The organism is Pseudomonas sp. Z4-20 (assembly GCF_051131955.1).
Taxonomy (GTDB): domain Bacteria; phylum Pseudomonadota; class Gammaproteobacteria; order Pseudomonadales; family Pseudomonadaceae; genus Aquipseudomonas; species Aquipseudomonas marvdashtae.
This window is the reverse complement of the sequence record NZ_CP071641.1, coordinates 463,502-478,443: the sequence shown is the minus strand read 5'-3', so window position 1 is coordinate 478,443 and position 14,942 is coordinate 463,502. Positions and strand designations below refer to the sequence as shown.

Below are 14,942 nucleotides of genomic sequence, written 5' to 3'. Positions count from 1 at the left end.
GTAGCGTGCGGACCTTGATACGCCAGTTGCAACGCCCCTTCAAGAGGACAGGTCGCTGCAGTGCAAGAGCACGTCGCCGCTGTGCGCTTTGAGCAGGCCCTGGCTGCGTAACTTGGCATCACCGGCGCACAGACACCGGAACCCCCATAACAATAAAAACTGCCGAGGAACCCGACATGAAACGACTGATCAGCTCTTGCGTGCTTGCACTTAGCGGTACGACTCTCCTGAGCCCGTTCGCCATGGCAGCCGAGCCCGCCACATGCCAGAACGTGCGCCTGGGCGTGGTCAACTGGACCGACGTCATCGCCACCAGCGCCTTGACCCAGGTGATGCTCGACGGCCTCGGCTACAAGACCAAACAGACCAGCGCTTCCCAACAGATCATTTTCGCCGGGATCCGCGACCAGCGCCTCGACCTATTCCTGGGCTACTGGAACCCGCTGATGACCCAGACCATCACGCCGTTCGTCGAAGCCAAACAGGTCAAGGTGCTGGAGCAACCGAGCCTTAAGGACGCCCGCGCCACACTGGCCGTACCGACTTACCTGGCCGATAAGGGCCTGAAGACGTTTTCCGACATCGCCAAGTTCGAAAAAGAGTTGGGCGGCAAGATCTACGGCATCGAACCCGGCTCCGGCGCCAACACCCAGATCAAGGCGATGATCGCCAAGAACCAGTTCGGCCTGGGCAAGTTCCAGCTGGTGGAGTCCAGCGAAGCCGGCATGCTCGCCGCCGTGGACCGCGCCGTGCGGCGCAAGGAAGCCGTGGTGTTCTTCGGCTGGGCGCCGCACCCGATGAACGTCAACGTGCAAATGAGCTACCTCACCGGCAGCGAAGGCGCCCTCGGCCCGAACGAAGGCATGGCCACCGTCTGGACCGTCACCGCGCCGGACTATGCGCAGCGATGCCCGAACGTCAGCCAGCTGCTGAGCAACCTGACCTTCACCGCCGAAGATGAGAGCCGGATGATGCAACCCCTGCTCGATCACAAGGATCCGCTCGAATCGGCCCGGCAATGGCTCAAGGATCACCCGCAAGACAAACAGCGCTGGCTCGAAGGCGTCACGACGTTCGATGGCAAGCCGGCTGCCGACAACCTGAAACTCACCAGTAACTGACCAAACGTTAAACCCTCTGCGCAGCACTAAAGAGCTGCGCGGTGACTCATCACGCCTGAAGGAATCCGCACCATGAACCACGACGTCATCATCACCTGCGCACTCACCGGTGCTGGCGACACGACCGCCAAAAGCCCTCACGTGCCGGTCACCCCAAAACAGATCGCCGCGGCTGCCGTCGAGGCTGCCAAAGCCGGTGCGACCGTAGTGCACTGCCATGTTCGCGACCCACAGACCGGCAAGTTCAGCCGCGACGTCGCGCTGTACCGCGAAGTGATGGAGCGCATCCGTGAGGCGGACGTCGACATCATCGTCAACCTCACCGCCGGCATGGGTGGCGACTTGGAGATCGGTAGCGGCGAGAACCCGATGGAGTTCGGCCCCAACACGGACTTGGTAGGCCCGCTGACCCGTCTCGCCCATGTCGAGGCGCTGTTGCCGGAAATCTGCACCCTGGATTGCGGCACCCTGAACTTCGGCGACGGCGACACCATTTACGTCTCTACCCCAGCGCAACTGCGGGCCGGTGCCAAGCGCATCACCGAACTGGGGGTCAAGGCCGAGCTGGAGATCTTCGACACCGGTCACCTGTGGTTCGCCAAGCAACTGATCAAGGAAGGCTTGCTTGACAACCCGCTGTTCCAGCTCTGCCTGGGCATTCCGTGGGGCGCGCCGGCGGACACCACCACCATGAAAGCCATGGTCGACAACCTGCCAACCGACGCGGTGTGGGCCGGGTTTGGCATCGGTCGCATGCAAATGCCGATGGCCGCCCAAGCCGTGCTCCTGGGTGGCAACGTGCGGGTCGGGCTGGAAGACAACCTGTGGCTGGACAAAGGCGTGCTCGCCACCAACGGCCAACTGGTGGAACGCGCCGGCGAAATCCTCAGCCGCCTCGGTGCCCGGTTGCTGACCCCGGCAGAAGGCCGCAAGAAAATGGGCCTGGCCCAGCGCGGCTAACCAGATCACACCTCGAATATGAATCATTGAACCCTCAGGAAATCACCATGCGTTTCATCACTGACATCAAAACCTTCGCCGCCTTGGGCAGCGGTGTGATCGGCAGCGGCTGGGTCAGCCGCGCCCTGGCCCATGGCCTGGACGTGGTCGCCTGGGACCCGGCGCCCGGTGCCGAGGCAGCCTTGCGCAAACGCGTCGCCAACGCCTGGGGCGCCCTGGAAAAACAAGGCTTGGCCGCCGGAGCCTCGCAGGACCGGTTGCGCTTCGTCGCGACCATCGAAGAATGTGTGCGCGATGCCGATTTCATCCAGGAAAGCGCCCCCGAGCGCCTGGACCTCAAACTCCAGCTGCACAGCCAGATCAGCGCCGCCGCCAAGCCCGACGCCCTGATCGGTTCAAGTACCTCGGGCCTGCTGCCAAGCGAGTTCTACGAGGGTTCAACCCATCCGGAACGTTGCGTAGTCGGGCATCCGTTCAACCCGGTCTATCTGCTGCCCCTGGTGGAAGTAGTGGGCGGGAAAAACACCGCGCCCGAAGCCGTGCAAGCAGCAATGAAAGTGTACGAATCCCTCGGCATGCGCCCGTTGCATGTGCGCAAGGAAGTCCCCGGTTTCATCGCTGACCGTCTGCTCGAAGCGTTGTGGCGCGAGGCGTTGCACCTGGTCAACGACGGCGTAGCCACCACCGGGGAAATCGACGACGCGATTCGTTTTGGCGCCGGTCTGCGTTGGTCGTTCATGGGCACGTTCCTGACCTACACGCTGGCCGGCGGTGATGCCGGGATGCGCCATTTCATGGCCCAGTTCGGCCCGGCGTTGCAACTGCCTTGGACCTACCTGCCCGCGCCGGAACTGACCGAGAAACTGATCGATGATGTGGTGGACGGCACCAGCGAGCAACTCGGCCGCCACAGCATTTCGGCGCTGGAGCGCTATCGTGATGATTGCCTGCTGGCGGTGCTGGAGGCGGTGAAAGCCACCAAGGCCAAACATGGCATGGCCTTCAGCGAATAACTGATCACGCTCGGAGACAGCCATGCCCACCCTCACCACTTACCAAACCCGCATCCTCCCCGAATGGGTCGACTACAACGGCCATTTGCGCGATGCCTTCTACCTGCTGGTCTTCAGCTACGCCACCGACGCGCTGATGGACCAGCTCGGTCTCGACAGCCAGAGCCGCGAAGCCAGCGGCCACTCGCTGTTCACCCTCGAACTGCACCTGAACTACCTGCATGAAGTGAAGCTCGGCGCCGACGTCGAGGTGCACACGCAGATCATCGGCCACGACGCCAAGCGCTTGCATCTTTATCACAGCCTGCACCTGGCGGGTGGTGACAAGGAGCTGGCCGGCAATGAGCAGATGCTGTTGCACGTCGACCTGGCAGGCCCACGCTCCGCCCCCTTTACCGTACAGACCCTCGCCCGCCTCAAAGCCATGCTCGACAGCCAATCCGACCTGCCGTCCCCGGCGTACATCGGTCGGGTGATCGCCCTGCCACCGGCTCGTTGAGCTGCCTGGCGGGTGAATCAACCTTGCGCATCGACGGGATGGACCTGCGCCAACGAGGTCAATTTCTCCTGCAAGCAGGCAAAAAAATCCCCGATCAAGCCGTGACAGGATCGGGGCAGGAGCGTTACTGGAGGAGCTGTTGCGCGAGGGTGACCAAACCATCGTGATTCAGCTTGGGGTCAGTGTGCCCACTCCAGGGCCCGGCGAGTTAGCCGAAAACGACGCGCTCATAGTCATTCATGACACAACGACGATTTGCCCTTGCCGCCGCTTCGGACGGCTACCAGAATCCAGTCACGACCCCAATCCCTGAACAAGGAAAAGCGTCATGATGTACGCCGATTTGATCGACCAAGAAGACCTGTTGGGCCAGCTCAAGGCCTTGGGACTGCAGATACCCAGCGGCACCACCGCCGAGCAGGCCTGCGAGTGCGCGGTGCGCGGCCTGGACACGGCCCGGGCGAATGAGCTGCGCAAGATGGTCAAGGATATGTACACCAGCAGCGCGACCATCCTGCCGGCGGTGCGCCAGGCAATCGACAAGCAACTGTTACCGGCACTGGCGCAATACCAACAGAACCACAACTGACCCTGTGGCAAGGGAGCCTGCTCCCTCGCCCCAAAAGCCCTCTGTTTTAGAGTCTCACACTGGCAAACGTCGATTCGTTGCGCGCCTGGCTCAGGGCCGATAGCGGGCCGGACAGCGGCGACAGGACGAGGGCCTGCGGCAGCGGCATCATCGCCACCTGTTGCGTGGTGTTGGAGCCAACGCGCTCGTCGCGCGGTGGAATGCCGAAGTATTCGCGGTAGCACTTGGAGAAGTGCGGCGTGGAGACGAAGCCGCACACCGAAGCCACTTCGATGATCGACATCGGCGTCTGCTTGAGCAGCTGCCGCGCACGAATCAGCCGCAGCTTGAGGTAATAGCGCGACGGCGAGCAGTGCAGGTATTTCTGGAACAGGCGCTCGAGTTGACGCCGGGACACGGCGACGTACACCGCCAGTTCGTCCAGGTCGATCGGCTCCTCGAGGTTGGCCTCCATCAGCGCGACGATTTCCTGCAACTTCGGCTGGTTGGTGCCGAGCATGTGCTTGAGCGGCACGCGTTGGTGATCCTGCTCGTTGCGGATGCGCTCGTAGACGAACATTTCCGAGATCGCCGCCGACAGCTCACGGCCGTGATCGCGGCTGATCAAGTGCAGCATCATGTCCAGCGGCGCGGTGCCGCCGGAACTGGTGAAGCGGTTGCGGTCGAGGGTGAACAGGCGCGTGCTCATCGACACCCGCGGGAAGGCTTCCTGCATCGCCGCCAGGCATTCCCAGTGCACGCTGCAATCGAAACCGTCCAGCAGGCCGGCGCACGCCAGGGCCCAACTGCCGGTGCAGACCGCGCCGAGGCGACGGGACTGACGGGCCTGGCTTTGCAGCCATGAGACATGTTCGCGAGTGACGGTGCGCTGGATGCCGATGCCGCCGCACACAATGACAGTGTCCAAGACCGGCGCTTTGTGCATGGAGGCATCCGGGGTGATCTGCAGACCGTCACTGGCCCAGACTTGCCCGCCGTCTACGGTAAGGGTGGTCCAGCGATACAACTCGCGACCGGAGAGCTGGTTGGCCATGCGTAGCGGTTCCACCGCGGACGCCAGGGAAATCAGCGTGAAATTGTCCAGCAGCAAAAAGCCGATGGATTGAGGCGCACGGTTCTGGGGTTGGGCCCCGGAGTTGGACGTCGTCATCGCGGTATCTCCTCACACAAAGCGGGTGATGGCCTCAGGCGGAGGCTCTTGTTATTGACCCATCAATCTCTTGCGCGAGACGGGGCTTTATCGGGATAGAGCAATTGCCATGCCTAAATTTGAATGCGTGTTCAATAAATCCTGAAAACGACATGGCGCCTGTCTATATAAGGCGCTCGTCGGGGCGAGGTTGAAGTGCCATCAATGGCGCCAGGCAAGCGCCACGGTGGGCTGTGAGCAGTTCGGTAGCACTTGTGGTTACTGGGCTGCGGGGTTTTCGCGGCGGTTGTCACCACCAGCGCGGGGACGGACGGTAGCGCGGCGGACAAAGGCGTGACCAATAAGTCACGCCTTATCTGTTTGCGACGCGCTAAAAGGTGGCGTGTTTGTGGATCGGTGTTCATTTAACGAGCGGTTTCATTCATCCGTGGCGAGGGAGCGTTGGATCAGCACTCCACCGCACTCACCGCCAAGCCACCGCGCGATGTCTCTTTATATTTGTCATGCATGTCGGCACCGGTGTCGCGCATGGTGCGGATCACTCGGTCGAGGGAGATAAAATGCTGGCCGTCACCGCGCAGGGCCATTTGCGCGGCGTTGATGGCTTTCACTGCGGCAATCGCATTGCGCTCGATGCACGGCACCTGAACCAGGCCGCCGACCGGGTCGCAGGTCAGGCCAAGGTTATGCTCCAGGCCGATTTCCGCGGCGTTGCACAGCTGCTCCGGCGTCGCTCCGAGGATTTCCGCCAGCCCCGCCGCCGCCATGGCGCAGGCCGAGCCGACTTCGCCCTGGCAGCCGACTTCGGCGCCGGAGATCGAAGCGTTCTTCTTGCACAGGATCCCCACCGCCGCTGCCGCAAGGAAGTAATCCACGACGTTGGCATCGGTCACCACTTCACTGAATTTCATGAAGTAATGCAGCACGGCGGGAATGATCCCTGCCGCGCCATTGGTCGGTGCCGTGACCATTCGCCCACCGGCGGCGTTCTCTTCGTTTACGGCCAAGGCAAACAGGTTGACCCATTCCATGGCGCTCAAGGTCGAGCCGATCACGTTCGGTTTGTTCAGTTCCTGCAGGCTGCGGTGCAGCTTTGCCGCGCGCCGACGTACATTCAGACCGCCAGGCAGGATGCCTTCATGCTTGAGGCCTTGCTCGACGCAATCCTGCATGGCCCGCCAGAGTTTCATCAAGCCGCTGCGGATTTCTTCCTCGGAACGCCAGACTTTCTCATTCGCCATCATCAATTCGGCCACCCGCAGATTGTGCGTGCGACACAGGCCGAGCAGTTCTTCGGCACTGGAAAAATCGTAAGGCAACCGGGTGTCATCCAGATCCACCACGCCGCTGGACGCCTGGGCCTGGTCGACGACAAAACCGCCGCCCACGGAATAATAGGTGTCCCGATGCAGTTCGCCGCTTTCACCTTCGGCCACCAACGTCATCGCGTTGGGGTGGAACGGCAGGTTTTCATCGATCAGGCGCATGTCGCGGTCCCAGACGAAAGGCACCGGCAGGCGGCCGTCCAGCAAAAGGGTCTGGGTTTCGCGCAACAACTGGATGCGCGTGCCGATTTGCGACGGATCGATTGCATCGGGCCATTCGCCCATCAGACCCATGATCACCGCGTTGTCGCTGCCGTGACCGATGCCGGTGGCCGACAGGGAACCGAACAATTGCACCTCGACCCGGCGCACATCGTGCAGCAGCGCCTTGGCCCGAAGTGCTTCGACAAACAACGCTGCGGCGCGCATGGGCCCCACGGTGTGGGAACTGGACGGGCCGATACCAATCTTGAACAAGTCGAATACGCTGATGGCCATTGCCTTGGATCTCCAGAACGGGCACATCCGGGCGCGGGAGCGCCCGGTGGCGCAGCTGCTACGCTCAACGCCGGGATGGCCGCATCATCCGGCTTTTGAATCGGCTTTCGACGTCTGACACCGACGCAATCATGCCCACCAGCGCCGCGGCCCTTTTGCCCGGGTTAACGACGTTTTTTTGCGTGTCAGAAGCCAGCCGAGGGCAGAAAAAATCTGTAAACGACGTCACCAACACTGGATGCGACCCTCCCTGTACTGGATACGACGCACCCTGTAGGCGTCAGATTTGCACTGGTACATGATCGGTTACGGCTCGTTTGCAAGGCCGCGTGTCACCCAGAGTGCCCACGCGCCACCAACCGCAACTTAAAAAAAGCAAAAAAGCGCGGTTGTCCCGACCGGACACTGCCGATAAAACACCAGGAGTCCACCCATGAAAGGTTCCAAGCCGTTGTTGTTGGCCGCCATGCTGAGTCTTCCGATGCTGGCCAACGCTGCAGAACCCGCACAGTGCAGCACCGTCAACTTCTCCGATGTCGGCTGGACCGACATCACCGTCACCACCGCTACCACCAGCGTCGTCCTCGACGCCCTCGGCTACAAGACCAAGACCACGATGATTTCCGTGCCAGTGACTTACAAATCCCTGGCCGACGGCAAGAACATGGACGTCTTCCTCGGCAACTGGATGCCGACCATGGAAAACGACATCAAGGCCTACCGCGAAGCCGGCACCGTGGAAACCGTGCGCGCCAACCTGGAGAACGCCAAGTACACCCTGGCTGTTCCCGAAGAGCTTTTTAACAAGGGCCTGAAGGATTTCGCCGACATCGCCAAGTTCAAGAAGGAACTGGACGGCAAGATCTACGGCATCGAACCTGGCAACGACGGCAACCGCTTGATCCAGAGCATGATCGACAAGAACGCCTTCGGTCTCAAGGACGCTGGCTTCAAGGTCGTCGAATCCAGCGAAGCCGGCATGCTATCTCAGGTCGATCGCGCCCAGCGCCGTAACACCGCCGTGGTGTTCCTGGGCTGGGAACCGCACCCGATGAACACCCGCTTCAAGATGAAATACCTCACCGGTGGCGATGAATTCTTCGGTCCGAACTTCGGCCAGGCAACCATCTATACCAACACGCGCAAGGGCTACGCCCAGGAGTGCGGCAACGTCGGTCAGTTGCTGAAAAACCTGGTCTTCACCCTCGACATGGAAAGCACGCTGATGGGCAACGTCCTGGACGACAAGATGAAGCCTGAAGCCGCCGCCAAGGCCTGGCTGAAGAAAAATCCACAGGTGCTCGACACCTGGCTCGCCGGCGTCACCACCATTGACGGCAAGCCTGGCCTGGAGGCCGTGAAAGCCAAGCTCGCGCAGTAACAAGCTTATGCCGGACGGGTTCGCCCGCCCGGGCTGTTTATTCCTTGCATGCGGAAGTTCACTACCATGCTTATTGATCAGAAAATACCCTTGGGCCAGTACATCGCGGGCTTTGTCGAATGGTTGACGCAAAACGGCGCCGACACTTTCGACGCCATCGCGATGTTTCTGGAAACGATGATTCACGGCGTGACGTTTGCGCTGACCTGGTTCAACCCCCTGGCCCTGATCGGCCTCATCGCCTTGCTGGCGCATTTCATCCAGCGCAAATGGGGCCTGACCGTTTTTGTCGTCGCCTCCTTCCTGCTGATCCTGAACCTGGGCTACTGGCAGGAGACCATGGAAACCCTCGCCCAGGTACTGTTCGCGACCCTGGTCTGCGTATTGATCGGCGTGCCGCTGGGCATTGTTGCCGCGCACAAGCCGATGTTCTACACCATGATGCGTCCGGTACTCGATCTGATGCAGACCGTGCCGACCTTCGTCTACCTCATTCCTACCCTGACCCTCTTCGGCCTGGGTGTGGTCCCCGGCCTGATCTCCACGGTGGTGTTCGCGATTGCCGCGCCCATCCGCCTGACCTACCTGGGCATCCGCGACGTTCCGGACGAACTGATGGACGCCGGCAAAGCCTTCGGCTGCTCCCGTCGCCAACTCCTCTCACGCATTGAATTGCCCCATGCCATGCCGAGCATTGCCGCCGGTATCACCCAATGCATCATGCTGTCGCTGTCGATGGTGGTCATCGCGGCGCTGGTCGGTGCCGACGGCCTGGGCAAACCCGTGGTCAACGCACTGAACACCGCCGATATCGCCCTGGGCTTCGAAGCCGGCCTGGCGATCGTATTGCTGGCGATCATGCTCGACCGAATCTGCAAACAACCCGACGCCAAAGTAGGGGGTGACGCATGAGCATAATCCGCTTCGAAGAGGTCGACGTGATCTTCTCCAAAGATCCACGCGAAGCCCTCAAGCTGCTCGACAAGGGCATGACCCGCAACGAAATCCTGAAGCAGACCGGGCAGATCGTCGGCGTGGAAAAGGCCAGCCTGGATGTCGAAAAAGGTGAGATCTGCGTACTGATGGGGCTCTCCGGCTCCGGCAAGTCGAGCCTACTGCGCTGCATCAACGGCTTGAACACGGTGAGTCGCGGCAAGCTGTTCGTCGAACACGAAGGCCGGCAGATCGACATCGCCTCCTGCACCCCCGCAGAACTGAAGATGATGCGCACCAAACGCATCGCCATGGTGTTCCAGAAGTTCGCCCTGATGCCCTGGCTGACGGTGCGCGAGAACATCAGCTTCGGCTTGGAAATGCAGGGTCGACCGGAGAAGGAACGCAGGAAGCTGGTGGATGAAAAGCTTGAGTTGGTGGGTCTGACCCAATGGCGCAACAAGAAGCCCGACGAATTGTCCGGCGGCATGCAGCAACGGGTCGGCCTGGCCCGCGCCCTGGCGATGGACGCCGACATTCTGCTGATGGACGAGCCCTTCTCGGCCCTCGACCCGCTGATTCGCCAAGGCCTGCAAGACGAACTGCTGGAACTGCAGCGCAAGCTGAGCAAGACCATCGTATTCGTCAGCCATGACCTGGACGAAGCCCTGAAACTGGGCAGCCGTATCGCGATCATGAAAGACGGCCGGATCATCCAGTACAGCAAGCCGGAACAGATCGTGCTGAACCCGGCGGACGACTATGTGCGTACGTTCGTCGCCCACACCAACCCGCTCAACGTCCTGTGCGGTCGCAGCCTGATGCGTACCCTGGACAACTGCAAGCGCATCAACGGTTCGGTGTGCCTGGACCCGGGCGGCGATTCCTGGCTCGATCTGGCCGAAGGCAACACCATCAAGGGCGCCCGGCAGAACGGCGCGGCCTTGGATCTGCAAAACTGGGCGCCGGGCCAAGCCGTCGAAGGCCTCGACCGCCGCCCGACCCTGGTGGACTCCAACATCGGCATGCGCGACGCGTTGCAAATCCGCTACCAGACCGGCAACAAACTGGTGCTCCACGATAACCAGAAAGTCGTCGGAATCCTGGGCGACAGCGAGCTGTACCACGCGCTGCTCGGCAAAAACCTGGGCTAAGCAAGCCCACGCACACCAAAACGCCGCGAGATGATCGCGGCGTTTTTGTGTGTGCAAGACCAGCTACCAGGCGCATTCGGCCTACATGCCAACCAACGAGTGTTATAAAGACATCCCCAAAAGTCCTCGCCCCGGCAAATAGCGACGACATGTCATAGAATTTATTTTTTGTTGATTGAACGTTCAATCAAAACAAAATAGACTGGCCCTCACCATGGCGGACTGCACTCGTCTGTCTGTGGGCCTAAGGAGATGTGCTAGATGCCCAAGGTCGGTATGCAACCCATCCGCCGCCAGCAATTGATCGAAGCCACTTTGCAGGCTGTCGATCAGGTCGGAATGGGGGACGCCAGCATTGCGCTGATTGCCCGTTTGGCCGGTGTTTCCAACGGCATCATCAGTCACTACTTTCAGGACAAGAATGGCCTGATTGCAGCTACGGCCCAGTACCTGATGAGCGTCTTGAGCGAGAACGTCACCGCGCGGCGTCAAGCGCTGACGGACCCGAGCCCGCGATCTCACCTGAAGGTGATCATCGAAGGCAACTTCGACGCCAGCCAGGTCAACGGCCCGGCGATGAAAACCTGGCTGGCCTTCTGGGCCACCAGCATGCACCACCCGTCTTTGCACAGGTTGCAGCGGATCAACGATCACCGTCTGTATTCGAACCTGTGTTGCCAGTTCCGCCGCGTGTTGCCCGTTGACCAGGCACGCAGCGCGGCACGGGGCCTGGCCGCGCTGGTTGACGGTTTGTGGCTGCGCGGAGCGCTGTCGGGAGACGCGTTCGATACCGCCCAGGCACACCAGATCGCTTACGAATACATGGATTTCCAACTGGCCAAGGCAGGAGAACCAGAGCACGGAGAACGGCTCGACTCCTGAACCGCCACCGAACCGCGTAGTCAGCTATAAACGACACGCCCGGTGGCCAAGCCAACCACTTATGCACTTGCGAGGACTTTATGGCCCGTTTCGAACTGCAAAAACTCTACATCGATGGCGCGTACAGCGATGCCAGCGGCGACGCCACCTTCGAAGCCATCAACCCGGCCAACGGTGAAGTACTCGCCCTGGTGCAGCGCGCGACGAAAGAAGATGTCGAACGCGCCGTGGTCAGCGCCGAAAAGGGCCAGAAAATCTGGGCGGCGATGACCGCCATGCAGCGTTCGCGCATCCTGCGCCGCGCCGTGGACATCCTGCGCGAGCGCAACGATGAGCTGGCGGCCCTGGAAACCCTGGACACTGGCAAGTCCTTCTCCGAAACCAAATACGTCGACATCGTCACAGGCGCCGACGTGCTGGAATACTACGCTGGCCTGGTGCCTGCCATTGAAGGCGAGCAGGTTCCGCTGCGCACCACGTCGTTCGTCTACACCCGCCGCGAGCCCCTGGGCGTGGTGGCCGGCATCGGCGCGTGGAACTACCCGATCCAGATCGCCCTGTGGAAATCCGCACCGGCCCTGGCCGCTGGCAACGCAATGATTTTCAAGCCAAGCGAAGTCACCTCCCTGACCACCCTGAAACTGGCCGAGATCTACACCGAAGCCGGCGTCCCAGCAGGCGTGTTCAACGTACTCACCGGCAGCGGCCGCGAAGTCGGCACCTGGCTGACCGAGCACCCGCGCATCGAGAAAATCTCCTTCACCGGCGGCACCGACACCGGCAAGAAAGTCATGGCCAGCGCGTCGAGCTCATCGCTCAAGGACGTGACGATGGAGCTGGGCGGCAAGTCGCCGCTGATCATCTTCGACGACGCCGACCTGGATCGCGCCGCCGACACCGCGATGATGGCCAACTTCTACAGCTCCGGCCAGGTGTGCACCAACGGTACTCGCGTGTTCGTGCCGAGCCACCTGAAGGCTGCCTTCGAAGCCAAGATCACCGAACGCGTGGCGCGCATCCGCATCGGCAATCCGGAAGACGAAAACACCAATTTCGGCCCGCTGGTGAGCTTCGCCCACATGGAAAGCGTGCTGGGCTACATCGAGAAAGGCAAAGCCGAAGGCGCGCGCCTGCTGTGCGGCGGCGGTCGCTTGACCGATGGCGACCTGGCCAAGGGCGCATTCGTCGCGCCGACCGTATTCACCGATTGCACCGATGAGATGACCATCGTGCGCGAAGAAATCTTCGGCCCGGTGATGAGCATCCTCACCTATGACACCGAAGAAGAAGTGATCCGCCGCGCCAACGACACCGACTTCGGCCTGGCCGCCGGCGTCGTGACCCGCGACCTGAACCGCGCCCACCGGGTGATCCACCAGCTCGAAGCCGGCATCTGCTGGATCAACGCCTGGGGCGAATCGGCGGCGGAAATGCCGGTCGGTGGCTACAAGCAATCGGGCGTGGGCCGGGAGAACGGCATCAGCTCGCTGAACAACTTCACCCGCATCAAATCGGTACAGGTCGAAATGGGCGATTACGCCTCAGTGTTCTGAGGAGCTTCGAGCGGAAAGCTTCGAGCTGCGAGTAAAAGCAGTTCGGGTTTGCCGTTGCTCTCATATACACCGCTCGCTGCTTTTTCTTGCAGCTTGAAGCTTGGAGCTTGCAGCTCCCCGGAGAACCTATGACTACAGAATACGACTACATCATTGTGGGCGCCGGTTCAGCAGGCAACACATTAGCCACCCGCCTGACCGAAGACGAAGGCGTGAGCGTCCTGCTGCTCGAAGCCGGCGGCCCGGACTATCGCCTGGACTTTCGCACGCAAATGCCCGCCGCCCTGGCATTCCCGCTGCAAGGCCGCCGCTACAACTGGGCCTACGAGACCGATCCGGAGCCACACATGAACGGCCGCCGCATGGAATGCGGTCGCGGCAAGGGCCTGGGCGGTTCTTCGCTGATCAATGGCATGTGCTACATCCGCGGCAACGCCTTGGACTATGACAACTGGGCCAAGCTGCCGGGTCTGGAAGACTGGACCTACCTGGATTGCCTGCCATATTTCCGTAAAGCCGAAACCCGCGACATCGGCCCGAACGACTACCACGGCGGCGAAGGCCCGGTCAGCGTGACCACGCCCAAGCCCGGCAATAACCCGCTGTTCCACGCCATGGTCGAGGCCGGCGTGCAAGCCGGTTACCCGCGTACCGACGACCTCAACGGCTACCAGCAGGAAGGTTTCGGCCCGATGGACCGCACCGTGACGCCCAACGGCCGCCGCGCCAGCACCGCGCGCGGTTACCTGGACATCGCCAAGAAGCGCTCCACACTGACCATCGTCACCCACGCCCTGACCGACAAGATCCTGTTCGAAGGCAAACGCGCGGTCGGCGTGCGTTACCTGGTGGGCGCCGCTGAGGAGCGCGTCGAAGCCCGGGCGCGCAAGGAAGTGCTGCTGTGCTCCGGCGCCATCGCCTCGCCGCAGATCCTGCAGCGCTCCGGCGTCGGTCCGGCAAAATTGCTCGAAAGCCTCGACATCCCGGTGGTCCACGACCTGCCGGGCGTCGGTGAAAACCTGCAGGATCACCTTGAGCTGTACCTTCAATACGCCTGCACCCAGCCGGTTTCGCTGTACCCGTCGCTGCTCTGGTACAACCAGCCGGCCATTGGTGCCGAATGGCTGTTCAACGGCACCGGGATCGGCGCCAGCAACCAGTTCGAGGCCGGCGGTTTCATCCGCTCCCGTCCTGATTTTGAATGGCCGAACATCCAGTACCATTTCCTACCGGTGGCGATTAACTACAACGGCAGCAACGGTGTGAAGGAACACGGTTTCCAGGCGCACATGGGCTCCATGCGCTCGCCGAGCCGAGGACGGATCCAGGCCAAGTCCAAGGACCCGCGCCAGCACCCGAGCATCCTGTTCAACTACATGGCCACCGAGCAGGATTGGCAGGAGTTTCGCGATGGCATCCGCCTGACCCGCGAGATCATGCAGCAACCGGCGCTCGACCCGTTCCGTGGTCGCGAGATCAGTCCGGGCATCGAAGTGCAGACGGACGAGCAACTGGACCAGTTCATCCGCGAACACGCCGAAACCGCGTTCCATCCGTCCTGCTCGTGCAAGATGGGCACCGACGACATGGCAGTGGTGGATGGCGAAGGCCGTGTGCATGGCATGCAGGGATTGCGCGTAGTCGATGCTTCGATCATGCCGATCATCACCACTGGCAACCTGAACGCCCCGACGATCATGATCGCCGAGAAAATCGCCGACAAGATTCGCGGTCGCCAGCCCCTGCCGCGCAGTGCCGCACCTTATTACGTGGCGGGCGATGCGCCGGTGCGCGGCAAGCCATTGCGTGAAGTGGCGCCCGGCGCGCAGTAAGATGCTTGACCGCCATCGCGAGCCTGCTCGCGATGGCATCCAGGCTCCCCCG

Annotated in this window: 13 protein-coding genes; 11 read left to right on the top strand and 2 right to left on the bottom strand. The window is 61.6% G+C overall.

The features are described from left to right. The first annotated feature begins 176 nt into the window (after positions 1 to 176). The 5 genes from J3P82_RS02325 to J3P82_RS02305 all read left to right on the top strand — a co-directional run bounded on the left by J3P82_RS02325 (position 177) and on the right by J3P82_RS02305 (position 4,182). A complete protein-coding gene (locus J3P82_RS02325; protein ID WP_434560430.1) occupies positions 177 to 1,121 on the top strand; it encodes a choline ABC transporter substrate-binding protein in 945 nt (314 codons plus the stop codon). Positions 1,122 to 1,193: 72 nt separating this feature from the next. Then, positions 1,194 to 2,081 carry a 3-keto-5-aminohexanoate cleavage protein gene (locus tag J3P82_RS02320; protein ID WP_434560428.1) on the top strand — a complete coding sequence of 296 codons (888 nt, stop codon included), beginning with the start codon at positions 1,194 to 1,196 and terminating at the stop codon, positions 2,079 to 2,081. Between the two features lie 47 nt (positions 2,082 to 2,128). After that, a complete protein-coding gene (locus J3P82_RS02315) occupies positions 2,129 to 3,094 on the top strand; it encodes an L-carnitine dehydrogenase (RefSeq protein WP_434560426.1) in 966 nt (321 codons plus the stop codon). A 22-nt stretch (positions 3,095 to 3,116) separates the two neighbouring features. Next, positions 3,117 to 3,593 (top strand): thioesterase family protein, encoded by a 477-nt coding sequence (locus J3P82_RS02310; RefSeq protein ID WP_434560424.1) that lies wholly within the window; start codon positions 3,117 to 3,119, stop codon positions 3,591 to 3,593. Between the two features lie 328 nt (positions 3,594 to 3,921). Then, positions 3,922 to 4,182 carry a hypothetical protein gene (locus J3P82_RS02305; protein WP_434560422.1) on the top strand — a complete coding sequence of 87 codons (261 nt, stop codon included), beginning with the start codon at positions 3,922 to 3,924 and terminating at the stop codon, positions 4,180 to 4,182. A gap of 46 nt (positions 4,183 to 4,228) precedes the next feature. Here the strand turns inward: J3P82_RS02305 and J3P82_RS02300 are convergent, their stop codons facing one another. Then, a complete protein-coding gene (locus J3P82_RS02300) occupies positions 4,229 to 5,332 on the bottom strand; it encodes a GlxA family transcriptional regulator (protein ID WP_434560420.1) in 1,104 nt (367 codons plus the stop codon). A gap of 446 nt (positions 5,333 to 5,778) precedes the next feature. After that, a complete protein-coding gene (locus J3P82_RS02295; protein WP_434560418.1) occupies positions 5,779 to 7,155 on the bottom strand; it encodes an L-serine ammonia-lyase in 1,377 nt (458 codons plus the stop codon). A 433-nt stretch (positions 7,156 to 7,588) separates the two neighbouring features. On the opposite strand from J3P82_RS02295, the gene J3P82_RS02290 reads away from it, so the two are divergent. The 6 genes from J3P82_RS02290 (at position 7,589) to betA (ending at position 14,890) form a co-directional block, all read left to right on the top strand. Further along, entirely contained in the window at positions 7,589 to 8,536 is a 948-nt protein-coding gene (locus J3P82_RS02290; RefSeq protein ID WP_434560416.1) for a choline ABC transporter substrate-binding protein, read from the top strand. Between the two features lie 66 nt (positions 8,537 to 8,602). After that, positions 8,603 to 9,448 (top strand): choline ABC transporter permease subunit, encoded by an 846-nt coding sequence (choW, locus tag J3P82_RS02285; RefSeq protein WP_186634273.1) that lies wholly within the window; start codon positions 8,603 to 8,605, stop codon positions 9,446 to 9,448. Further along, entirely contained in the window at positions 9,445 to 10,623 is a 1,179-nt protein-coding gene (gene choV / locus J3P82_RS02280) for a choline ABC transporter ATP-binding protein (RefSeq protein ID WP_434560414.1), read from the top strand. Before choW ends, choV begins: the two co-directional genes overlap by 4 nt. Positions 10,624 to 10,884: 261 nt before the next feature. Then, positions 10,885 to 11,505 (top strand): transcriptional regulator BetI, encoded by a 621-nt coding sequence (betI, locus tag J3P82_RS02275; protein ID WP_434560412.1) that lies wholly within the window; start codon positions 10,885 to 10,887, stop codon positions 11,503 to 11,505. Between the two features lie 80 nt (positions 11,506 to 11,585). Beyond that, positions 11,586 to 13,058 carry a betaine-aldehyde dehydrogenase gene (gene betB, locus J3P82_RS02270; RefSeq protein ID WP_434560410.1) on the top strand — a complete coding sequence of 491 codons (1,473 nt, stop codon included), beginning with the start codon at positions 11,586 to 11,588 and terminating at the stop codon, positions 13,056 to 13,058. Between the two features lie 128 nt (positions 13,059 to 13,186). Continuing rightward, a complete protein-coding gene (gene betA, locus J3P82_RS02265; protein ID WP_434560408.1) occupies positions 13,187 to 14,890 on the top strand; it encodes a choline dehydrogenase in 1,704 nt (567 codons plus the stop codon). Positions 14,891 to 14,942: the final 52 nt, after the last annotated feature.

Bases quoted from the DNA above. Each gene is read 5' to 3' on its own strand.
- J3P82_RS02290 (WP_434560416.1), top strand. From the start codon at position 7,589: ATGAAAGGTTCCAAGCCGTTGTTGTTGGCCGCCATGCTGAGTCTTCCG.
- J3P82_RS02315 (WP_434560426.1), top strand. From the start codon at position 2,129: ATGCGTTTCATCACTGACATCAAAACCTTCGCCGCCTTGGGCAGCGGT.
- J3P82_RS02310 (WP_434560424.1), top strand. From the start codon at position 3,117: ATGCCCACCCTCACCACTTACCAAACCCGCATCCTCCCCGAATGGGTC.
- betB (WP_434560410.1), top strand. From the start codon at position 11,586: ATGGCCCGTTTCGAACTGCAAAAACTCTACATCGATGGCGCGTACAGC.
- betI (WP_434560412.1), top strand. From the start codon at position 10,885: ATGCCCAAGGTCGGTATGCAACCCATCCGCCGCCAGCAATTGATCGAA.
- J3P82_RS02305 (WP_434560422.1), top strand. From the start codon at position 3,922: ATGATGTACGCCGATTTGATCGACCAAGAAGACCTGTTGGGCCAGCTC.
- choW (WP_186634273.1), top strand. From the start codon at position 8,603: ATGCTTATTGATCAGAAAATACCCTTGGGCCAGTACATCGCGGGCTTT.
- J3P82_RS02320 (WP_434560428.1), top strand. From the start codon at position 1,194: ATGAACCACGACGTCATCATCACCTGCGCACTCACCGGTGCTGGCGAC.
- J3P82_RS02325 (WP_434560430.1), top strand. From the start codon at position 177: ATGAAACGACTGATCAGCTCTTGCGTGCTTGCACTTAGCGGTACGACT.
- betA (WP_434560408.1), top strand. From the start codon at position 13,187: ATGACTACAGAATACGACTACATCATTGTGGGCGCCGGTTCAGCAGGC.
- J3P82_RS02295 (WP_434560418.1), bottom strand. From the start codon at position 7,155: ATGGCCATCAGCGTATTCGACTTGTTCAAGATTGGTATCGGCCCGTCC.
- choV (WP_434560414.1), top strand. From the start codon at position 9,445: ATGAGCATAATCCGCTTCGAAGAGGTCGACGTGATCTTCTCCAAAGAT.
- J3P82_RS02300 (WP_434560420.1), bottom strand. From the start codon at position 5,332: ATGACGACGTCCAACTCCGGGGCCCAACCCCAGAACCGTGCGCCTCAA.